This is a genomic window from Mesorhizobium sp. Root552, from assembly GCF_001427285.1.
Classification (GTDB): Bacteria; Pseudomonadota; Alphaproteobacteria; order Rhizobiales; family Rhizobiaceae; genus Mesorhizobium.
In genome coordinates, this window is record NZ_LMFV01000038.1 from 1 (window position 1) to 19,401 (window position 19,401).

Annotated in this window: 21 protein-coding genes and 3 pseudogenes; 16 read left to right on the forward strand and 8 right to left on the reverse strand. The window is 58.6% G+C overall.

The window, feature by feature from the left end:
* Positions 1-2 precede the first annotated feature (2 nt).
* The 5 genes from ASD50_RS14655 to ASD50_RS14675 are packed head-to-tail and all read left to right on the forward strand — an operon-like array spanning position 3 to position 7,379.
* On the forward strand, positions 3-1,640 hold the full coding sequence (locus ASD50_RS14655) for a thiamine pyrophosphate-dependent enzyme (protein ID WP_082549681.1): 1,638 nt from the start codon (positions 3-5) through the stop codon (positions 1,638-1,640).
* Positions 1,637-3,733, forward strand: a complete 2,097-nt coding sequence (locus tag ASD50_RS14660; RefSeq protein ID WP_056242684.1) for a hydantoinase/oxoprolinase family protein — start codon at positions 1,637-1,639, stop codon at positions 3,731-3,733. The genes ASD50_RS14655 and ASD50_RS14660 overlap by 4 nt, the downstream gene beginning before the upstream one ends.
* The gene (locus tag ASD50_RS14665) at positions 3,730-5,364 is read left to right on the forward strand and encodes a hydantoinase B/oxoprolinase family protein (RefSeq protein ID WP_056242686.1); all 1,635 of its coding nucleotides are present in this window, start codon (positions 3,730-3,732) and stop codon (positions 5,362-5,364) included. Before ASD50_RS14660 ends, ASD50_RS14665 begins: the two co-directional genes overlap by 4 nt.
* A complete protein-coding gene (locus tag ASD50_RS14670) occupies positions 5,361-6,563 on the forward strand; it encodes a pyridoxal phosphate-dependent aminotransferase (protein WP_056242689.1) in 1,203 nt (400 codons plus the stop codon). The genes ASD50_RS14665 and ASD50_RS14670 overlap by 4 nt, the downstream gene beginning before the upstream one ends.
* Positions 6,564-6,566: 3 nt before the next feature.
* Positions 6,567-7,379 carry an NAD-dependent epimerase/dehydratase family protein gene (locus ASD50_RS14675; protein ID WP_056242690.1) on the forward strand — a complete coding sequence of 271 codons (813 nt, stop codon included), beginning with the start codon at positions 6,567-6,569 and terminating at the stop codon, positions 7,377-7,379.
* Between the two features lie 80 nt (positions 7,380-7,459).
* Here the strand turns inward: ASD50_RS14675 and ASD50_RS23935 are convergent.
* Both ASD50_RS23935 and ASD50_RS22620 read right to left on the reverse strand, forming a co-directional pair.
* Positions 7,460-7,650 (reverse strand): annotated as a pseudogene (locus tag ASD50_RS23935) (nucleotidyl transferase AbiEii/AbiGii toxin family protein); the annotation flags it as partial.
* Between the two features lie 142 nt (positions 7,651-7,792).
* Positions 7,793-8,183 (reverse strand): annotated as a pseudogene (locus ASD50_RS22620) (IS3 family transposase); the annotation flags it as partial.
* Between the two features lie 84 nt (positions 8,184-8,267).
* On the opposite strand from ASD50_RS22620, the gene ASD50_RS23185 reads away from it, so the two are divergent.
* The 6 genes from ASD50_RS23185 (at position 8,268) to ASD50_RS14695 (ending at position 11,348) form a co-directional block, all read left to right on the forward strand.
* Positions 8,268-8,507 (forward strand): hypothetical protein, encoded by a 240-nt coding sequence (locus tag ASD50_RS23185; RefSeq protein WP_156465111.1) that lies wholly within the window; start codon positions 8,268-8,270, stop codon positions 8,505-8,507.
* Positions 8,508-8,696: 189 nt separating this feature from the next.
* Positions 8,697-9,101 carry a DUF3489 domain-containing protein gene (locus tag ASD50_RS23940; protein ID WP_244484544.1) on the forward strand — a complete coding sequence of 135 codons (405 nt, stop codon included), beginning with the start codon at positions 8,697-8,699 and terminating at the stop codon, positions 9,099-9,101.
* Positions 9,102-9,105: 4 nt separating this feature from the next.
* Positions 9,106-9,573 carry a DUF2924 domain-containing protein gene (locus tag ASD50_RS14685; protein WP_056242693.1) on the forward strand — a complete coding sequence of 156 codons (468 nt, stop codon included), beginning with the start codon at positions 9,106-9,108 and terminating at the stop codon, positions 9,571-9,573.
* Positions 9,570-9,818 (forward strand): recombinase family protein (locus ASD50_RS23190; protein ID WP_162252028.1); only part of this gene is annotated, 249 nt, incomplete at its 3' end. The genes ASD50_RS14685 and ASD50_RS23190, both read left to right, overlap by 4 nt.
* 16 nt (positions 9,819-9,834) lie before the next feature.
* Complete coding sequence (locus tag ASD50_RS14690) at positions 9,835-10,641, forward strand: recombinase family protein (protein ID WP_082549683.1); 807 nt, start codon at positions 9,835-9,837, stop codon at positions 10,639-10,641.
* A complete protein-coding gene (locus ASD50_RS14695; protein WP_056242697.1) occupies positions 10,641-11,348 on the forward strand; it encodes a hypothetical protein in 708 nt (235 codons plus the stop codon). Before ASD50_RS14690 ends, ASD50_RS14695 begins: the two co-directional genes overlap by 1 nt.
* A 610-nt stretch (positions 11,349-11,958) precedes the next feature.
* Here ASD50_RS14695 and ASD50_RS14700 read toward each other — a convergent pair.
* Both ASD50_RS14700 and ASD50_RS14705 read right to left on the reverse strand, forming a co-directional pair.
* Positions 11,959-12,783, reverse strand: a complete 825-nt coding sequence (locus ASD50_RS14700) for an ImmA/IrrE family metallo-endopeptidase (protein WP_056242700.1) — start codon at positions 12,781-12,783, stop codon at positions 11,959-11,961.
* Positions 12,761-13,105, reverse strand: a complete 345-nt coding sequence (locus ASD50_RS14705; protein WP_082549684.1) for a helix-turn-helix domain-containing protein — start codon at positions 13,103-13,105, stop codon at positions 12,761-12,763. Before ASD50_RS14705 ends, ASD50_RS14700 begins: the two co-directional genes overlap by 23 nt.
* A gap of 146 nt (positions 13,106-13,251) precedes the next feature.
* On the opposite strand from ASD50_RS14705, the gene ASD50_RS14710 reads away from it, so the two are divergent.
* Together ASD50_RS14710 and ASD50_RS14715 are read left to right on the forward strand one after the other, a co-directional pair.
* Complete coding sequence (locus ASD50_RS14710; RefSeq protein WP_056242702.1) at positions 13,252-14,559, forward strand: site-specific DNA-methyltransferase; 1,308 nt, start codon at positions 13,252-13,254, stop codon at positions 14,557-14,559.
* On the forward strand, positions 14,559-15,281 hold the full coding sequence (locus ASD50_RS14715; protein WP_056242704.1) for a DUF5681 domain-containing protein: 723 nt from the start codon (positions 14,559-14,561) through the stop codon (positions 15,279-15,281). The genes ASD50_RS14710 and ASD50_RS14715 overlap by 1 nt, the downstream gene beginning before the upstream one ends.
* Here ASD50_RS14715 and ASD50_RS23945 read toward each other — a convergent pair.
* Positions 15,259-15,600 carry a DNA modification methylase gene (locus ASD50_RS23945; RefSeq protein ID WP_056242706.1) on the reverse strand — a complete coding sequence of 114 codons (342 nt, stop codon included), beginning with the start codon at positions 15,598-15,600 and terminating at the stop codon, positions 15,259-15,261. The genes ASD50_RS14715 and ASD50_RS23945 overlap by 23 nt on opposite strands.
* A gap of 84 nt (positions 15,601-15,684) precedes the next feature.
* The gene (locus tag ASD50_RS23950; protein ID WP_056242708.1) at positions 15,685-15,948 is read right to left on the reverse strand and encodes a ParB/Srx family N-terminal domain-containing protein; all 264 of its coding nucleotides are present in this window, start codon (positions 15,946-15,948) and stop codon (positions 15,685-15,687) included.
* A gap of 857 nt (positions 15,949-16,805) precedes the next feature.
* Here ASD50_RS23950 and ASD50_RS23955 point away from each other — a divergent pair.
* Both ASD50_RS23955 and ASD50_RS14735 read left to right on the forward strand, forming a co-directional pair.
* Positions 16,806-17,438 carry a hypothetical protein gene (locus ASD50_RS23955; protein ID WP_244484545.1) on the forward strand — a complete coding sequence of 211 codons (633 nt, stop codon included), beginning with the start codon at positions 16,806-16,808 and terminating at the stop codon, positions 17,436-17,438.
* Positions 17,439-17,456: 18 nt separating this feature from the next.
* Positions 17,457-17,786: a DUF982 domain-containing protein gene (locus ASD50_RS14735; protein WP_056242709.1), complete on the forward strand. Its 330-nt coding sequence runs from the start codon at positions 17,457-17,459 to the stop codon at positions 17,784-17,786.
* A 124-nt stretch (positions 17,787-17,910) separates the two neighbouring features.
* Here the strand turns inward: ASD50_RS14735 and ASD50_RS14740 are convergent.
* Positions 17,911-18,395, reverse strand: a pseudogene (locus ASD50_RS14740) (IS21 family transposase); the annotation flags it as partial.
* A 60-nt stretch (positions 18,396-18,455) separates the two neighbouring features.
* The gene (locus ASD50_RS14745; RefSeq protein ID WP_156465113.1) at positions 18,456-18,758 is read right to left on the reverse strand and encodes a hypothetical protein; all 303 of its coding nucleotides are present in this window, start codon (positions 18,756-18,758) and stop codon (positions 18,456-18,458) included.
* Positions 18,759-18,925: 167 nt separating this feature from the next.
* Here ASD50_RS14745 and ASD50_RS14750 point away from each other — a divergent pair.
* The coding region (locus tag ASD50_RS14750; protein WP_200952422.1) for a winged helix-turn-helix domain-containing protein at positions 18,926-19,401 on the forward strand (476 nt) is incomplete at its 3' end.

Here is a 19,401-nt window from a genome sequence, read left to right on the forward strand (position 1 = left end):
CAATGGTATGTTCTACGCTTCACCCAGGTCGACCAGTCTTGGCGACCTCAACCGCCGGAACTCTAACTTATCCAGCGGACCTCCCTAATGGGGCAGGTCACTACGTTCTGTGCCGCAACGAGGGTGGCGCAGCGTTCATGGCCTCTGCATATGGCAAGCTGACCGGTTCTCCGGGCATCTGCTTTGTCACGCGTGGCCCCGGCGCTACCAATGCCAGCATCGGCGTTCACACGGCCATGCAGGATAGTTCGCCGATGATGCTGTTTGTCGGTCAGGTCGGTACGGACATGAAGGGGCGCGAAGCTTTCCAGGAGGTCGATTACCGAGCGGTATTCGGTACACTCGCCAAATGGGCCGTTGAGATTGATTCCGTTGCCCGGCTTCCCGAAATTGTCGCCCGCGCTTGGGCCACGGCGCAGACCGGCCGGCCGGGTCCAGTGGTGATTGCGCTGCCGGAGGATATGCTAACCGAACTTACGGACGTGGAACCGTTGACTGGGCCATCAGCTGTCTTCGAAGCCGCTCCCGCCGCCGATGCGCTCATCAAATCGCAGGATTTGCTCAGCAAAGCCAGCAAGCCACTGATCCTGATCGGCGGCACCAACTGGACAGATCGAGGTCGCTCCGCGCTGCAAAGCTTTGCTGAAACCTCCGACATCCCGGCCGTTGCGGCGTTCCGCTATCAAGACCAGTTCGACAATCATTCTCCAGTGTTCGTCGGTGAAGCCGGCGTCGGCATGCTGCCGCATGTGAAGGCGCTGATCCGCGATGCGGACGTGATCCTCGCCATCAACGTTCGCTTTGGCGAGCTGACAACCGACGGCTACACGCTCCTTTCAATACCACAGCCCAGGCAGAAGCTGGTCCATGTCCACATTTCAGACCGGGAGATCGGAAAGATCTATAGCCCAACCCTAGGCGTCCATGCCGGTCCAAATTCGTTCGCGCAATCGCTCGCCCCCGTGCAAGGCGCTTGGTCCTCATGGCGCGCCGAAGCGCGTACGGCATACGAGAATTCGTTCGATGCGCCTGTCCAGCCCGGGCTGGTCGATATGGTGGCCGTAACGGCGCATCTGCGCAATGTGGTTCCTGACGACGTGATCGTCACCAATGGCGCTGGCAACTTTACTGTCTGGCCGAACAAGTTCTTCAAGTTCGGCCCGAAGTCGCGTCTGCTTGCGCCCCAATCGGGCGCGATGGGTTACGGGTTGCCGGCAGCAATTGCGGCAAAGGCGACCTATCCCGAGCGCACCGTAATATGCTTCGCCGGCGACGGCGACTTTCAGATGAACTGCCAGGAGCTCGGCACCGCCATGCAGGCCGGTGCGCAGCCGATCATCCTGATCCTCAACAATGGCATCTACGGCACGATCCGCGCGCATCAGGAGCGGAATTATCCGGCGCGTGTCTCGGGGACCTCGCTCCAAAACCCGGACTTTGTCGGATTGGCAAAATCCTATGGTTTCCACGCGGAGCGTGTGGAAACAACGGCTGCTTTCGCATCGGCTTTCGGTCGAGCTCTGGCCTCGAAGACGGGTGCAGTGCTCGAACTTATAATCTCGCCCGAGGCGCTCACGCCGCGCCAGACACTGACGCAAATGCGCAACGCCGCACTCAAATCCAAAAAGGCCAACGCATGACGACCCGAACCGAAGACATCCGACTGGGTGCAGATATCGGCGGTACGTTCACCGACATCGCACTCGATGTTCGTGGAAAGTTGTTTTCTACCAAGGTGCTGACCAACTACGGGGCCCCGGAACAAGCTATTCTCGACGGCATCGACATCGTCGTGAGGGACGCTGGCATCTCGACTGCCGACATTGGCATCGTCATCCACGGCACGACACTGGCCACCAATGCGCTCATAGAACGACGTGGCGCGAAGACCGCATTTGTGACGACCGAAGGTTTTCGGGACGTTATTGAGATGCGGACCGAAAACCGCTTCGAACAGTATGATCTGAACCTGCGCTTGCCGACGCCTCTTGTCTCGCGAGAAGACCGTTTCACCGTCAAAGGTCGCATCGGTGCCGAGGGCCAGGAATTGCAGCCGCTCGACGAGGCGACGCTGGACGCGATTGCCGACAGGATCGCAAAGGCTGGTTTCGGCGCGGTGGCGGTGGGGTTCATTCACTCTTATGCCAACTCGAAGCATGAAGAGCGCGCACGCGAAATCTTGTCGAGGAAGCTGTCGATCCCGATCTCCATAAGCTCCGAAGTCTCGCCGCAGATGCGTGAATTCGAACGCTTCAACACGGTTTGCGCCAACGCCTATGTACGGCCGCAGATGGCGAATTATCTCTCACGCTTACAGATCCGGCTGAAGGAGATGGGCGCGAACTGTCCGGTCTTCATGATCCATTCCGGCGGCGGCTTGATATCGGTCGAGACAGCCTCCGAGTTTCCGGTTCGGCTTGTCGAATCCGGGCCGGCTGGCGGGGCGATCTTCGCTGCCGACATTGCCCGTCGTTTCGGACTTGAGAAGGTCGTGTCATACGACATGGGCGGTACAACCGCGAAAATCTGCCTGATCGAGGATTTTGCACCGCAGACAGCCAGAACCTTCGAAGTGGCGCGCACTTATCGCTTCACGAAGGGTTCGGGAATGCCGATCTCCATCCCGGTCATCGAGATGATAGAGATCGGGGCGGGCGGCGGTTCGATTGCCTGGGTAGATGCCATGGGCCGCATTCAGACAGGCCCCGAAAGCGCGGGGTCCGAGCCCGGCCCGGCCTGTTATGGCCGCGGGGGCCAGCGCCCGGCGATCACCGATGCCGACCTGGTGCTCGGCAAGCTCGATCCCGACAATTTTGCCGGGGGCGCGATCAGGCTCGATACCTCTGCGTCCGAAGACGCAATCATGCGTGATGTTGGCGTGAAGCTCTCGCTTGATGCGACGTCGACAGCTTTCGGCATTTGCGAAGTGGTCGACGAGAACATGGCCAACGCCGCGCGTGTGCATGCCGTCGAGAACGGCAAGAACATTTCCGACAATATCATGATTGCTTTCGGCGGCGCAGCGCCACTGCATGCGGCTCGCCTCTGCGAGAAACTAGGCATCGATCAGTGCCTCGTGCCGCAGGGAGCGGGGGTCGGCTCGGCGATCGGCTTCCTCAAGGCACCGTTTGGCTACGAAGCGCTGGCTTCGCGCCTGGTGAAACTCTCGCGGTTCGATGCGACCGAAGTGAACGAACTCTTGAGAGGACTTAAGGCAACCGCCGAAAGTTTCGTCCGTGCAGGCACCAACGGCAACATCAACTTCGAGGTCGTTGCTTTCATGCGCTATGCAGGACAGGGTTGGGAAATTCCGGTGCCGTTACCGAACGAGATTTTTGGAGATGATGCAGCGGACAAATTCGCTGAATTGTTTCAGGAGAACTATCAGCGTTTCTTCGGCCGTGCGATCGATGGCTTGGCGGGCCTGGAAGTCGAGATCGTCACATGGTCGGTCAAGGCGACCGACGAGCGCTCTGACGTGGCGCGCCACCAGATTACGGCCGGAAACCTGGCTATCGATGCCCAAGTGACCCGCGCCGTGTTTGATCCAGCGACCGGTGCGCGGCAGACTTACGCCATTGTTGAGCGAGAGGCCCTATCTTCCGGTGACCGGGTCAGCGGCCCTGCCGTCATTGTTGAAAGGGAAACCTCCACCGTCGTTACCACACCTTTCGACGCCGTAATGCAGAGCGACGGCGCCATCCTCCTTACCCGCAAAGGTAGCCGGTCATGAGCGACCCCGCCAAGAACAGCATCGACGAAATCCGCATGCAAGTCATGTGGAACCGCTTGATCTCGGTGGTCGAGGAACAGGCGCTGACCTTGCTGCGCACCGCCTTCTCGACGTCAGTGCGCGAATCCGGGGACCTCTCCGCCGGCGTGTTCGATCCGCGCGGACAGATGCTGGCGCAGGCGGTCACCGGCACTCCCGGCCACGTCAACACGATGGCCGAGGCCGTGCTGCACTTCATCAACGAGATTCCGCGAGAAGATATGTTCGAGGGCGACACCTATGTCACCAACGACCCGTGGAAAGGCACCGGCCATCTTCACGACATCACCATGGTGTCGCCGTCCTTCCTGAACGGCGAACTCGTCGCCTTCTTCGCCTGCACTGCCCATGTCGTGGATGTTGGAGGTCGTGGCTTCGGCGCGGACGCCAAATCCGTCTATGAGGAAGGTATCCAGCTCCCCATAATGAAATTCGCGGAAAGGGGTATTGTCAGGCTCGACCTTGTCCGCATCATTCGTTCCAATGTGCGCGAGCCAAACCAGGTTGTCGGCGACTTCTACTCGCTCGCAGCTTGTAATGAGGTCGGCCATCGTCGTCTCATCGACATGATGAAGGAGATTGGCCTGTCGTCACTCGACAGCCTTGGCGAGTTCATCTTCTCACGCACCCGGGCCGCAATGCAGGAACGGATCGCCAGCCTGCCGAAGGGCAGCTGGACCAACGAACTGACGACCGACGGCTATGATGCACCGGTCACGCTCAGGGCCAAAGTGTCGGTCCACGATAATCATCTCGACGTCGACTTCACCGGCACGGACCCGATGAGCAAATGGGGAATCAACTGCCCGATCATCTACTCCAAGGCCTATGCCTGCTACGCGCTGAAATGCGTCGTGGCACCGGACATCCCGAACAACGCCGCGTCGCTCGCCTTCTTCACGGTCAATTCGCCCGTGAACATCCTGAACGCCGTGCGTCCCGCGCCGGTGGCCTTGCGTCATATCTTCGGCCACATGGTCCCCGACCTCGTCCTTGGCGCCTTCGCCAAGGCACTGCCCGGCAAGATTCTCGCTGAGGGCGCTGGCGCACTTTGGAACATTCACATCTCTGTTGGCCCGGCTGCCGGTGCGCAAGGCCGCCGCGCCGAGGTGCTGATGTTCAACTCTGGCGGCATGGGCGCGCGTCCTGAACTGGATGGCCTGTCATCGACGGCATTCCCGTCGGGCGTGCACACCATGCCCATCGAGGCGACCGAACACACGGGTCCGATCGTCATCTGGCGCAAGGAGCTTCGTCCGGGCTCCGGAGGCGACGGTGAATTCCGCGGTGGTCTTGGCCAGATCATCGAAATCGCGCCCCTGGAAAACCACGAATTCGATTTCTCAGCCATGTTCGATCGCGTCAACCATCCTCCCAAGGGACGCTGCGGCGGGCAAAACGGCAAGGCCGGCATCGTGAAGCTGGACGACGGCACGCTGATGCGGCCGAAGGGCTGGCAGCACGTGCCTGCCGGGCGACGGCTCATCATGGAACTTCCAGGCGGTGGCGGTTATGGCGATCCCGCGAAGCGTTCCGCTGCCGCGCGCGCCGAAGATGTTTCCAAGGGTTACGTGTCGGAGAACAAGCAATGAGCTATATCGCATCGCGCCTTTCCATGGTGAAGCCATCGGCTTCGATGGCCGCGTCGATGGCGGCAAAAGCGCTGCGCGCCAAGGGCATTGACGTGATCGACCTTGGCTTGGGTGAGCCTGACTTCCCGACGCCTCCGCATATTGTCGAGGCGGCCTATAAGGCCGCAAGAGATGGGCAGACCCTTTACACCGCTGCCCCCGGCACACCGGAGGTGCGGGAGGCCGTGGCCCAAAAGTTCCGACGCGAGAACGGGCTCGACACAAAGGCCGAGGACGTGATCGTCGCCAATGGCGCCAAGCAGATCATCTTTAACGCCCTGATGGCGACGCTGGAGGACGGCGACGAGGCGATCCTGCCAGCACCGTACTTCGTCTCATATCCGGAAATAGTGAAGCTGCTAGGCGGCGTGCCGGTCACGGTCGAGTGCCCGGAGACAGATGGATTCAAGCTTACACCGGGCTTGCTCGAAAAGGCGATTACGCCAAAATCCAAGTGGCTGTTCCTCAACATGCCAGGCAATCCATCTGGCGCGGTCTATTCCGACTCCGAATTGAGGGCGCTCGGGCAGGTGCTCGCGAAGTATCCACATGTGTTGATCCTCTCGGATGAGATCTATGAACACATCATCTTCGACGGTCGCAAGTTTGTGTCCTTCGGCAAGGCCTGCCCCGAGCTCAAAGACCGTACGCTGATCGTCAATGGTGTCGCAAAGTCCTATGCAATGACTGGCTGGCGCGTCGGTTACGCTGCTGGACCGGCTCCACTCATTAAAGCGATGTCGACCATCCAGAGCCAGTCGGTAACGTCCGTTTGCTCAATCTCCCAGGCCGCGACGGTTGCGGCGCTCAACGGACCGCAGGACGAGGTCGCGAGATTCCGCGAAGCCTTCGAGCGTCGCCGCGATCTCGTCGTTGCGGGCATCCGTAAGATTAACGGCCTGACGCTCCCACCTCCGGACGGCGCCTTCTATGCCTATATTGGCTGTGGCAGCCTGATTGGCCGCAAGACCCCTCAGGGCGTAGTGCTGGCTGACGACACCGCAGTCGCCAACTACATCCTGAACGAGGGCCGAGTATCCTCCGTGCCAGGTGTCGCTTATGGTCTTTCGCCTTACTTCCGTATCTCGACCGCAACCAGCGACGAGATACTCACCGAAGCCATTGCCCGCATTGCGGCCGCAGTGGCACAAGTGGAGTAGACAATGCCCCAGTACGAACGCATCCTCATCACCGGCGCGGCCGGCCGTCTCGGTTCAGTCCTGCGCACCGGTCTCGCACCTTTGGCAAAGAAGATAAGGCTCGCAGCGCGCACGCCCATCACCGACCTGCAACCGAACGAGGAGGCGGCGGTCTTCGACCTTGCCGACATGGAGGCGACAATCGCGGCGACGCAAGGATGTGACGCAATCGTCCATTTCGGCGGCGCGGCCGTCGAGAGTTCGTGGCAGACCATACTCGACGCCAATATCCGGGGCTCATACCACATTTACGAAGGAGCGCGTAGGCACGGGGCCAAACGGGTCATCTATGCATCTTCGGTACATGCTATCGGATTTCATGAAGTGGAATCCCAGATTGGCGTCGATGCGCCGGTTCGTCCGGACAGCCTCTACGGTGTCTCGAAGAATTTCGTCGAGAGCCTGAGCCGGCTCTATTGGGACAAGTTCGGACTTGAATCCGTCTGCCTGCGCATCTTCTCCTCTTTTGAGGAACCGACCGATCGGCGCCATCTATGGTCATACCTCTCATTTGATGATTGCGTGCGTTTGGTCGAGGCCTCACTGACCGCGCCGCGGGTGGCCCACACGATTACGTTCGGCATTTCCGACAACAAGGTGAAGACGGTCGACAATAGCGGAGCAAATCACCTCGGCTACATTCCAATGGACAATTCCGAACCATTCCGTTCCGAAATTGAAGGCAAGACTTCGATACCTGATCCCAATGCATTGGCAACGAGATTCCTGGGCGGCTTTTTCTGCGAACTCGGCCATCCCGACGACGAGCCCTCTTGAAACCCTGTCTGAGCGCTGCGGTGAGCAAAGGAACCCCATTTGCTCCGCGCGCGGTTCGCGCGCTCGGCGATGTCTGCGCATCACTCGATCAGCTCCTCAAACGGCTCGGCGCCTTCGGGCAGCCGCCCTTGGTCGGCGATGTGCGCATAGTCCGTCGCCAACGCCTCGCGAGCTTCGCCACTCGGCTCCAGCACCAGCTTGCCGCCGCATAATCGATCATCTCGCCTTCAGCCGCCTTCTCCGCGAAAAACATGCTCTTGTGGCGAGCGACGCATTAGAGTCTGATGATCTCAGCTTGATACGTGTCCCGCGTTGACGAGATAATTTTGGTATTTGTCTGGCTGGAAGCGTTTGAGGAGTTTTCCTGCGACTTTCCATATTGCCTCGATGGTTCGTGCGGCGATGGCACGCATGTAGAAGACCTCGATATAATCGAAGATGTGGCTCGGGCGAGGCCTCGGGTTTTGTAGATGCGTTTTCGGATGCGCTCCTTCTTCAGGCTGCAGAAGAATGACTCCGCGACGGCGTTATCCCAGCAATTGGCGCGCCTGCTCGGCTCCAGATTGTGGGCCTGCCAAAATCGCTTGAAGTCGTCGCTGCCGTATTGGCTGCCTTGATCTGAATGCACCACAACGCGACCGGTGGGCTTTCCGCGCCAGTTAGCCATGATCAGCGCAACAGAGCCAGCTCTTTCGACAGACTGGGTTTCATCGACCAGCCCACGACCTTGCGTGCAAACAGATCGACGATGACCGCTAGGTAGAGCCAGCCCTACCAGGTCCGGATATAGGTGATGTCGGTCACTCAGATCTTGTTGGACGCGTTGGTTCTTTTCCGCTCGACTTCCTGTGCAAAGGAAGCATGTGTGCCGTCTTAAGGAGCACGGCGATGAGTTTAACGCGTCCAAAATCGGCTGGTGCAAGAAAGACGGCGTACAACGCGTTAGACGCCATCGAGCCAAATGTGCGTCATCTCACAGGCTTGGTGGCAGCACTCCGAATTCTTGGCGAAGCCGGTGATTCGATCGAGCCAACAGCCATTTCCGCGCTCGCGCGTTGCGCAAGCGAGACATTGGACGAGATTGAGCGAGATTGGCGATCAGCCATCGATATCTTGCGCAGGGGTTGAGAAAGTTCAAAGGGCCGTCTTTCCACTCGACTTCCCAGGCAAACGGAGCATTGCTGTCGTCCAGTTTGTGAACTGCCGCTGACACTGACGGCAAGAGCATTGCCATGGTTCTCTTTGCCCGCCTCATGAGCGGGCTTCGGCCGGTACAGGCGCCAGAATTGTCTGGGCCTGAACCGACGGAGAATGAACATGGCAAATAGCAATCCCGAACTCGTCCATATCCTGTCGCCCAGCGAAAGTTCGCCTGAGGTTGGCACATCGCCGCCTGAGACTGCTGCGACCTCCAAGCATAGGCGCCGCTCCTCTAAAGCTTCCTCCGATGCGATCCCACCGATGTCTGTCTCCACGCTCCCAGCATCAAAACATGTGGCAGCCCCGTCGACCAAGACCGACCTGATCCTGATTAAGCTGAAGAGCGCCAAAGGGACAACCATCGAAGCGATGAGGGAGGCAACGGGCTGGCAGGCTCATTCGGTACGTGGCTTCCTGTCGGGGACAGTTAAGAGGAAGCTTGGCTTGGCAGTCACCAGCGAAATTGGCAAGGACGGTGTCCGAAGCTATCGCATCTGCACTAGCGGTGAGGCTGAGGGTTAAGCCTATGCGCACCGATGCCAACACCGAGCAGGAGATCGCGGCCCTTCGCGATCTCCCTTACCCTGAACTGTGCGAACTCTGGGCCAAGCAATACGGCACGCCACCTCCCAAGGGCACCCGGCGCTTGTTGCTCGAACGATCCGCGACTTATTGGCTACAGGTAAAGCGGTTTGGGAGATTGCGCGCCAGTGCGCGTCGCGCGCTCAAGTCTGCAATGATGGAAGTGGAGGCCACATCTCACGCCAAATCGGCGCCCATGTCGAGCGATGTCCAGCGGACGAAAGCTTCTCTTGGTGCAGCAGTTCTCCGCCCGGGCACACGCCTGCTGCGGGAGTGGAATGGCAAGCAGCATCTGGTCGAGGTGCTGGAAGACGGCTTTGCCTTTGAGGATCAAGTCTACAGATCCTTGTCGGCGATTGCCCACCGGATCACCAATGCCCATTGGTCAGGCCCAAGGTTCTTTGGGCTATGAGCACGCAGCATCCAAAATTGCGCTGCGCGGTTTATACCCGCAAATCAACAGAGGAAGGGCTCGACCAGGAGTTCAATTCACTCGACGCTCAACGTGAGGTCGGGCTCGGCTGGAAACTGGTCAGCGAGCACTACGATGATGGTGGCGTCTCAGGCGGCACGATGGAGCGCCCTGCCCTGCAGCGGCTTCTTGCCGACATTCGCCAGAAGAAGATCGACGTGGTCGTGGTCTACAAGATCGATCGGNAGCCGGGCGTTCTGAATGTTTCGAACCTGGATCTCAGGCGGCACGATGGAGCGCCCTGCCCTGCAGCGGCTTCTTGCCGACATTCGCCAGAAGAAGATCGACGTGGTCGTGGTCTACAAGATCGATCGGCTCACCCGATCGCTTGCCGACTTCTCGAAAATGGTCGAAGTCTTTGAGGCCGCTGCCGTGTCGTTCGTCTCGATCACCCAGCAGTTCAACACGACCACCTCGATGGGCAGGCTGACGCTGAATATTCTTCTGTCCTTCGCCCAGTTCGAGCGAGAGGTTACGGCCGAGCGCATCCGCGACAAGATCGCGGCATCCAAGAAGAAGGGCATGTGGATGGGCGGCGTGGTGTCGCTGGGCTATCGCGTCGATGATCGAAAGCTTGTGATCGACGATAGCGAAGCAATCACGGTCCGATATTTGTTCAACACATATCTCGAACTGAAGTCGGTTCGGGACCTTGTCGACGACGCAAATCGCTCTGGCCTGCGAAGCAAAAACGGTCAAGCCTCATTCACGCGCGGTGCGCTCTACCATCTGCTTTCCAACCCGATCTACATAGGCAAGATCAGGCACGATGGGCAGCTCTATGACGGAGAGCACGCTGGTATTGTCGGCCCCCAGCTCTTCGCCGACGTACAGCAATTGCTCGTGGCCCAGGCAGCGAACCGATCGTCACAGCGAAACCGGCAAGATGTACATCTTCTGACAGGCATCGTGTTCGATGAGACTGGCGATCGTCTGAGCCCGACACATGCCCGTAAGCTTGGTAAGCGCTACCGAAGCGCTACCGCTACTACATCTCGCACCGACTGATGCAGGCCAAGCGGAGGAGCGGTGACGGCTGGCGTCTCCCAGCCGCCGAACTGGAAGGTCTCGTGGAGCGCGAGTTGATGCGCCTTCTCTCCGATCACTCAACCCTAGCGTCCTGGATGAAAGATCATGGTCTCGGCGAGCTTGTCGCCTCCGGCGCGTGCAATGCCGAACAACTTGCAACTGGCTATCCGAGACGAAGCGCAACGGATCGGCGTAGGCTTCTTCAGCGCGTGGTCGAGCGCATCGACCTTGCTCCTGATACAATGACCATCCGCTTCAACATCGGAGCGGTTATCCAGCATCTCACACAAGCAGATCATCAAACCCAATCGATCACGGCTTGCGGATCACATGTGGTCACCACTCCCTTTGCGATGGCACGCCGTGGCATTGAAACCAAACTCGTGCTCTCGGATGGCACCAGCCCCAGCCAGAAAGTAGACGTTGCCCTGATCCATCTTATCGCCAAGGCACATTGCTACATGAAGGCAATGACCAACGGCAAATCGCGCAGCGATGTGGCGGCCCTTTACGGAGTGCTTCCATCAGAGGTCAGTCAGGCCCTACCGCTGGCGTTTCTGGATCCCACAATCACACAAGCGATCCTGACCGGCCGTCATCCTGCTTCCCTGAATGCGCATAGGCTGCTTCGGGACGTCGAGTTACCCCTATCCTGGTCTGAGCAACGTCAGGTGCTTTTTACCTGATCATCAAACGCGCGGTCGTAGCTATGATCAGCGAAGAGCAGCGGATATCGCTGCTTTCTACGGTCATCGACCAGATGAGCCAATGCCATGATGCGAGTTTGTTCGGCTAGTGAAGTCGGGCGAGAATCACGCCTCCATCATCGAGATGGTCACAACATCGCCAGGTCAACATAGTTGCCACCGGGAATGCCCAACTGAGACGAAGGGCTAAAAACCGGCCTAAAACGGCGAATATCCGTCTCCAAGTTCAGCTTTCCCTCGTCTCGCCCTCCCTAAGAGGCGGAAATCTCGGTACTATTTGGAGAAATCCCGAGCTAGTGCCAGCAGCCAAGGCTGAATGGTGGTGTTTGCAGTCCCGAGCGAACTGGTCTCTGGTTTGGTTTTGCCGGTTTACAGGGAAAAAACAGGGAATTTGCACGCTTTTGGGTGCAGAAGGCGCGGTCCAACGTCCAATTGTGTGGCGATAACAATGGGTTGATGGAAAATTCCCTGTTAGAAGAAACAGGGAACTCAAATCTGCGCATCAGGGAACGCGAAATTGGCTAACAGGGAAGTTGCGGCTTTTTTTCAGATAACGCTGCCAGTCATGCGACCGGAAGATTGATCCGGTTCAAGCTCCGTCGTCCTCTTGTGCATTTGCGGCATGCAGGAGAATCATCGCGTGGCCTTTCTCCTGGCTGAGGACCTGGGCCGCGATTTCGACTGAAGGGGTACGGATGAACCAATCCCGCGGATCGGCCTCAACCATTTCGGAGATGCGTTCTTCTGAGGGCGCGTGTGGCAGGACCGACAACGGATCACCCTCCGCAAGATCGATCCAGGGAAACTCGCTGCCGCGAACGGCATAAATAAAGCTGCTGTTCTTTGCGAAGACCACGGCCAACCGCTCTTTGTGCAGTTCGACATAGCGACGAGCAGCGGCGACTTTGCTGATGTCGAGCGCCATATGCATGGAAAGCACATGTTCCAGATCCGGAAGCCGGCGCAGATAAGGTTTGACCAGGCGCGGCGGCGCCAAAAGTTCAATTGCGAACTGATTGGCTTCGCGCTCCTGCTTTACATGCCGTGCATTGCCAGATGGCAATGCCATGTCGCGCTGAGTGCAGCGAAAGCCGGCATCGTGTGTGGGGATGTGCCATCCGCACAGAAAATGGCCAAGCTCGTGGGCGAGTGAATAATTTCTTCGCTGCGGGGAGCCCAGCGAATTGAGCAGGACTGTCCCGAAATCCCGCTCCGGCTTGGTCAGCAGCATGCCTTCGAAATTTTGAAGCGGCTTGGTCTTGATCTCATCGATGTCCAGCGCCCGCGCGATGGCATGAACGGGTACGGGACCTGGAATGTCGCCCAGCTGACGGTGAATCTCTGCAGCGATCCTCTCCGGATCAGTCGCGACATCGTCTATGTCTATGCGTTCAAGCGCGACGCTGCTGTTCACGTTCTTTGCGCCGCCTGATGTAAGACTGGATCATGTCGTCGACGGCGAGGCGCTCGTGATCCTCCAACTGACCTGCCAGCCGAAACATGCGGGCCAGTTCCGGATCGGCATCCCCGGCCTCGATGTCCTCGCCAACCAGGAAAGCGACCGAGACCTTGAAGTGGTTGGCAAGGCCTTCGATCACGGTAAGCGAGGGATTGGCCGACCGTCCTCGTTCAAGGTCCCAGATGTGGGTCTTGGTAACACCGACGGCATTTGCGACATCCTGCAGCGATTCCTTGGCATTGCGCCTGAGTTCGGCAATGCGGGGCCCGAAAGCCATACAAACCTCCATTTTAGGATTGTTGGGAGCAAAGCACAGGGCCGCGCGATCGTCAACACAGCCTTACGTGGTCGGGCATCTTGACGAACGAAATATCGTCAATATGATCTGACGATATCGGCCACCGATTTGGAAAGGCAAGGACTATGACCGAGGCAGCCATCGAGATGATCTCCCCCTCACGGCTGCGTCCGTGGGCGAAAAATGCCCGCACGCACTCGAAGAAGCAGATCAGGCAGATCGCCGACAGCATCAAGACGTTCGGCTTTACCAATCCGGTATTGATCGATGCCGACAACACAATCCTTGCCGGCCATGGCAGGGTCGAGGCTGCCAGGCTGATCGGACTGGACATAGTTCCCTGCGTTCGTCTCGAGCATATGACGCCCGAACAGAAGCGGGCCTATGTGCTTGCCGACAACAAGCTGGCGCTGAACGCGGGTTGGGATGACGAACTCTTGGCAGATGAGTTGAAAGCCCTGCTCGACATCGATCTCGACTTCGACGTCGAGATCACTGGCTTCTCGCATGCCGAGATCGACAGCCTCGTCGAAGGGTTGATCCCGGAAGAGCCGGGAGATCCAGATGATGATGTGCTGCCGGACATCGATCCTGCTGCCTCGCGTTGCCAGCCTGGCGACATCTTCCAGCTCGGCCGTCACCGACTGGTGTGCGGCTCTGCTCTTGATCCGGTTGTCGTTGCTGCCCTGATGGATGGCAAGCGTGCCACCATGGTGTTTACCGACCCACCCTATAATGTTCCCATCGATGGTCATGTTGGCGGTTCCGGCAAGATCAAGCATCGCGAATTTGCGATGGCCAGCGGCGAGATGTCGACAGACCAGTTCACCGCCTTTCTCAAGACCGCCTTCACCCATCTCGTCTCGGCGAGTGCCAACGGCTCCATCCACTTCATCTGCATGGACTGGCGCCATATGGGGGAGATGCTGGCGGCGGGCGAAGAAATCTATTCGGAATTGAAGAACCTGATCGTGTGGGCAAAAGACAATGGCGGGATGGGTACCTTCTACCGCTCGCGCCATGAACTGATCTTTGCCTTCAAGCATGGCGACGCTGCTCACATCAACACGTTCGAGCTCGGACAACACGGGCGCTATCGCACCAATGTCTGGCAATACAAGGGTGTCAACACCCTGAAAGTGGGCCGCATGGATGAGCTTGCCCTTCATCCGACGGTCAAGCCGGTGCAGATGATTGCCGATGCGATCAAGGATGTGTCGGGGCGGGGTGATATCGTGCTGGATCTCTTCGCAGGTTCGGGCTCCACCTTGATTGCCGCCCACAAGACCGGCAGACGCGCTTATCTTTGTGAGCTTGATCCGGTCTATTGCGACCGCATCATCAGGCGTTGGGAGGCCTATGCCAAGGACGAGGCTGAACAGATTGCCTGCGGCATTGGCGGCGCCCATCAGTTCCGAGAGGCGGCCGAGTGATGGCTGGGCCGGACGATCCCCGTCGCAAGGCGCTGACCGTTCGTCCAACCTCGGGCGACTACGCGGTCGGCTATGGCAAGCCGCCGACAGAGACCCGTTTCCAGAAAGGACAATCCGGTAATCCGCGCGGGCGGCCCAAAGGCAGCCGCAATAGATCGAAATTGCCCGCCCTCAACGAGGAGCGCATGAAGTCCATCCTGATCGAGGAAGCCTATCGCACCATCAGGCTCAACGAAGGCAACGGCCAGGTCACCATTCCGATGGCTCAGGCCGTCATCCGCTCACTGGCCGTCAATGCCGCCAAGGGCAACCAGCGGGCGCAGCGTCTGTTCACCGAACTGCTCTTCACCACAGAGCGTGAGAACAAGCGTCTTCATGACGAGTTCCTCGATGCCGCAATCTCCTACAAGGTCAGTTGGGAGCGCGAGTTCGAACGGCGCGAACGCCTTGGCACAACCGGCCCCGAGCCCCTTCCCCATCCCGATCATGTCATCGTCGACATCCGTACCGGTGAGGTCGCCATCAAAGGCCCGGCAACGCCGGAAGAAAAGGCCAAGTGGGACTGGATGCGCGAGCGCAAGCACGAATACATGAAGGAAGTCGACGAACTGGAGCAACTCCTCATCGACGAGCCCGACTACCCCTACAAGAAACAGGTCCTCGCCGATATCGAACACAACACAAAGATCATCAATATGATCAGGAGAGTGATGCCGGATTAGAAGAGAGCTTTTGGCTGGTGCGGGCTGCTTCGTTCCGCCAGTTGGCGTCATACTCCACGTCATAAGGCGGGTCCGTCACCATCAGATGAGGCTCGACGCCGTTCAGCACCCTCGCGACCGTTTCCGCGTCCGTGGAGTCCCCGCATATGATGCGATGCTTTCCCAAAACCCACACGTCGCCCAGAACCGTCACCGGATTAACTGGAGCTTCTGGAACCTCGTCGGGATCGGTCAGTCCTTCCGTTTTCTCGATCGTCAGATTTGCAAGCTCATCATCCGAGAAGCCAATCAGCGACAGGTCAAACGCGGCGTCTTTCAACTCGCCAAGTTCTAACGAGAGCAGTTCGTCATCCCACCCGGCATTCAGTGCCAGTTTGTTGTCAGCAAGGACGTATGCCCGCTTCTAGGCACCGCTCCATCCCGTCGCAACCATGACAGGCACTTCGCTAATCCCGAGCTTGTTGGCCGCAAGAATCCGGCCATGATCGGCGATGATTCCGCCCTCTCCGTCAACGAGGACCGGGACCGTCCAGCCCCACTCCCGAATGGACGCAGCAATCTGCGAAACCTGTTGATCGCTATGGGTCCGCGCGTTCCTTGGATACGGAATAAGGCTCTCCACCGACCGGCGCTCAACCTTGTCAGCGGGCCATTCAACTTCGGCCATCAAACCTCATTCCAGATTGTGGGTGTAGCGAAACGAAACGGCTTTTAATTTCTGTCGCTAGAAGAAGCCCGCGCTGCCGCCGACCCGTATTATATTTTGAGGCCGGAAGGACCAGCGATCGGGGTGGGCGGACCATCCGAGTTCGACCTGTGGCTTATTGCCGACGCGAACCGCCGGTGGTTACCTGCTCTCGGGCATGGTGGTGCTCAATGGGGGTGGACAATGCCTGTATGGCTAACGGCCTTAGCTGGGCCAAATTTGAAGCCTGTCTGGATTGGCGCTATCGCCGCGTTGTTGGGTGGCTGTACTTCGACGCAAACAATGCGGGCATCCGCCGACACGATCATACTGCAAACCAGTGCTGCTCCGGCCTGCGGCCAACAAGGTGCGGCCAGAGTAGCAGAACAGATGGCGGCTCTTGAAACTCTCAAAGCCGGCTATGACCGGTACATAATCCTAGGGGCCGACGGCCAGAACAACGTTTCGGCTTCTCTGATGCCGGGGACATTCCACACCACGGGCACAGTGAGAGGTGGCTGGGTGAACACTAGCACCGTCTATACTCCCGGTCCGGTAATCTACTCTGGCTCGCACGATCAAGGGCTGGTCGTCAAAATGATCCACGACAATGATCCGAACGCGGCCTTTGCTATTTCGGCTCGGAATATCCTTGGACCCAAGTGGCAAGAAAAACTAAAGGCGGGAGCCATTAACACGTGCCTATAGGCCTACAACAAAAGCTTTGAGCCTGTTTGCCTGCATGGGATGCGAGGCGGCGATGGTGGCAAGACTTTGAAAGCCGCCCCATGGAACCACAGCGGCCAGATCAAGTTGTTGTGCTTTGATGGAGGTCTATCATGCCCGACCATACCGAATATGAGACTGGAGCACGAAAACTCCAGGCAATGCCCGACTCTCGCCAGTCTATGGAAAACGATAAATCGCCAGAGCGCGACGCCGAGGGGCAGTCGGAAAAGCATCACGAAGGTGGATCGAACGACGGCGTCTCAAGCGCAAATCCTCGCATAATATCTGGAAACGAAGATGGAGATGCCACTTTCCCATTTAAGAGGCAGGCCGAAGGGAACGCCGAACTCGATAATTCTCCAGCAGATGAGGATGACCGGCCTGGGGAGAATTTCCCGGCCTTCGATGATCCTGCCTTTTCATCCAAACCGGCCACTGCCGCAATTGCTGAAACTCCAGTTGATCCCCGGAATACGCCGAAAGACCCAATCTTTGCGGGCCATCCTGATTTTTCGCAGGAGGTAGGCAAAAACAAGCTGCCGCCGGGTTTGGGAAATTCAAAACCCCTAGATGACGTCAACGAAAAGACGCGGCACTCCGATGGCCAGAGCCCACCGAATAGATCCAATCCCAGTCCCGATATCCAGAAGGTGGCAGGTTCAGGGCCGTCAATCGCGGAGCATTCCAAGGATGCCAAAGCGCCAATCTCAGGCCGACAACCGGGCGCTTATGTGAAGGAGTGATTATTCGGAGCAGACGTGATGGATCAGCGTTTCGATGAGCCAGTTTCGCTCATGCTCGGCATCAGCATGACGTGCACCGTAGACAGACCGGCCAAGGCCGCTGATATCCTTCTTAGACAATGGCCAACCGAAGGTGGCGAGAAGCACCGCGCAGCTCGGGCTGCCGTCCTGAAGGCGATGGAGAACCCTTCCGATCCACACTTGGCGGCGCTTTCCAGAGAGGCATTCGAGGATGCCGCCCGAGAAGCTGATATCCTTATGGAACGCCAGCCATTCGGAGTAGCAGGCAGTAACCTCATCCCGAAATACAAAACCCGCCGGAAGGCGGGTCAGGTCGCAACTGTGTGAGAATGACAAATCAATAGGGGGTTCGCGTTGAAAGTCTACTCGTTTCGGTAGTGGAACGAATCCTGCCCCGCGCTATCCCGAGGTATTTGAAATGGACGGCACACTGTCTCAGGTCTGAGGCCAGCACCGTGCATGTCTTCGACACCGAGGCCGGAATGCAATGGAAGCCGTCGAAGCGTCCGGCATAGGGAATGAAGCTGGTCCGCTCCTTCTCGAATACGTCCCAGATCGTTCGCTCACCCTGTTCGGGATGCCGGTGCGCCTTGGCCCAGGAGACGCATTTGTCGGCCAGCCAGCCGTTCAGGTCCTCCAGTGTCTTGCAGCGCAGCCGCGGCGTGAAGAAGCGCTCGCGCACCAGCCCTACCTGGTTCTCGACCTGACCCTTCTCCCAACCCGACGCCGGCGTGCAGGCCTCCGGCTCGACGAGGTAATGCCCGCACATCTGCGCAAAGCGGCGGTTGTAGCGGCGATCCCTACCGATGAAGATCGCGTCCACCGCTGTCTTCATGTTGTCGTAGATGCCGCGCGTGCAGGCACCGCGGAAGAAGGCGAAGGCCCGGTCATCTCCTGCGTCTCGCGCGGATAAAGCCGCCGGTACAGAGACCCGCTCGGCGCGTCACAGCAGACGGCGGCAGTCGGCGATCCATAGTCCTCGCCGCATTTGAAACCTCACTCGCGCGCGAGCACAAATGACCAAAAGCCATCTCTCTGCACTGCGAGCAGCGGCAGGTACCCGATTGTGTCCTTCTCCGCGTCGCCAGTGACGGGGCCGAAATTGCGGGCCGGGCCGATGAAAGCGTTCGGATGAACTCTTTCTTCAGGCTTCACCAAATAGGCGAACGTCTCGTCCTCGGGGTCCGCCGCACGATCCCCGATGTATGTAGGGCCGACCATCGAGGAAGCGGCTGCGGCAGCGCTGCAAAGCGCAGTCACGCCGACAAGCACACTCATCGCCATTGTTAGCTTTGCCATATGATTAACTCCTCTAATGCTTTGCTAAGCTTTGGCCAGGCCCGTTTAGGCTGGCCGAGATGGAGAGCATCGGCGATTTCGCGGCGCCAATCCTGAAGAGGCACCGAATTGATTCTAAAATTTTTCCAAAGATCGCAAAATGCTTTCCGAAGGGCGTATGATAGGCCATGGTGCCTCTGCGCTTCGTCTTCGGCCCCTTCGTGCTTGACGCCGGCAACGGCGCGTTATTCGAGCGCGGCCTGCCTGTTGCTATGGGGAGCAAACCCCTTGCGCTGCTGCAGGCCTTGGTGGAGGCGCAGGGTCAGGTGGTGCCCAAATCTGCTTTGATGGACGCTGCCTGGCCGAACACCAATGTGGAAGAAAGTAATCTTACCGTCCAGATCGCCGCCCTACGCAAGCGGCTGCGTGTATCCCCCAACGGAAAGGAGTGGATCTCGACTTTCCCTCGGACGGGCTATCGGTTTGCAGGCCCGCTCACCATCCAACAGCGCGAGGCTCCAATCGTCGACGCCGGTCGGGCGTTCGAAGCGGGCCCCTCTATCGCTGTCTTGCCCTTTGCGGACATGAGCATTGATCCGGAGCAGGCGCATTTCGCCGACGGTTTGGTGGACGATCTGATTACCGACCTGTCGAAGGTGCCGGG

Bases quoted from the DNA above. Each gene is read 5' to 3' on its own strand.
- ASD50_RS23955 (WP_244484545.1), top strand. From the start codon at position 16,806: ATGCCCGACCATACCGAATATGAGACTGGAGCACGAAAACTCCAGGCA.
- ASD50_RS14690 (WP_082549683.1), top strand. From the start codon at position 9,835: ATGTTTCGAACCTGGATCTCAGGCGGCACGATGGAGCGCCCTGCCCTG.
- ASD50_RS14665 (WP_056242686.1), top strand. From the start codon at position 3,730: ATGAGCGACCCCGCCAAGAACAGCATCGACGAAATCCGCATGCAAGTC.
- ASD50_RS14745 (WP_156465113.1), bottom strand. From the start codon at position 18,758: ATGGCAAAGCTAACAATGGCGATGAGTGTGCTTGTCGGCGTGACTGCG.
- ASD50_RS14675 (WP_056242690.1), top strand. From the start codon at position 6,567: ATGCCCCAGTACGAACGCATCCTCATCACCGGCGCGGCCGGCCGTCTC.
- ASD50_RS23940 (WP_244484544.1), top strand. From the start codon at position 8,697: ATGGCAAATAGCAATCCCGAACTCGTCCATATCCTGTCGCCCAGCGAA.
- ASD50_RS14670 (WP_056242689.1), top strand. From the start codon at position 5,361: ATGAGCTATATCGCATCGCGCCTTTCCATGGTGAAGCCATCGGCTTCG.
- ASD50_RS14660 (WP_056242684.1), top strand. From the start codon at position 1,637: ATGACGACCCGAACCGAAGACATCCGACTGGGTGCAGATATCGGCGGT.
- ASD50_RS14715 (WP_056242704.1), top strand. From the start codon at position 14,559: ATGGCTGGGCCGGACGATCCCCGTCGCAAGGCGCTGACCGTTCGTCCA.
- ASD50_RS23185 (WP_156465111.1), top strand. From the start codon at position 8,268: ATGAGTTTAACGCGTCCAAAATCGGCTGGTGCAAGAAAGACGGCGTAC.
- ASD50_RS14695 (WP_056242697.1), top strand. From the start codon at position 10,641: ATGCAGGCCAAGCGGAGGAGCGGTGACGGCTGGCGTCTCCCAGCCGCC.
- ASD50_RS14685 (WP_056242693.1), top strand. From the start codon at position 9,106: ATGCGCACCGATGCCAACACCGAGCAGGAGATCGCGGCCCTTCGCGAT.
- ASD50_RS23950 (WP_056242708.1), bottom strand. From the start codon at position 15,948: ATGGCCGAAGTTGAATGGCCCGCTGACAAGGTTGAGCGCCGGTCGGTG.
- ASD50_RS14735 (WP_056242709.1), top strand. From the start codon at position 17,457: ATGGATCAGCGTTTCGATGAGCCAGTTTCGCTCATGCTCGGCATCAGC.
- ASD50_RS14705 (WP_082549684.1), bottom strand. From the start codon at position 13,105: ATGGCTTTCGGGCCCCGCATTGCCGAACTCAGGCGCAATGCCAAGGAA.
- ASD50_RS14655 (WP_082549681.1), top strand. From the start codon at position 3: ATGGTATGTTCTACGCTTCACCCAGGTCGACCAGTCTTGGCGACCTCA.
- ASD50_RS14710 (WP_056242702.1), top strand. From the start codon at position 13,252: ATGACCGAGGCAGCCATCGAGATGATCTCCCCCTCACGGCTGCGTCCG.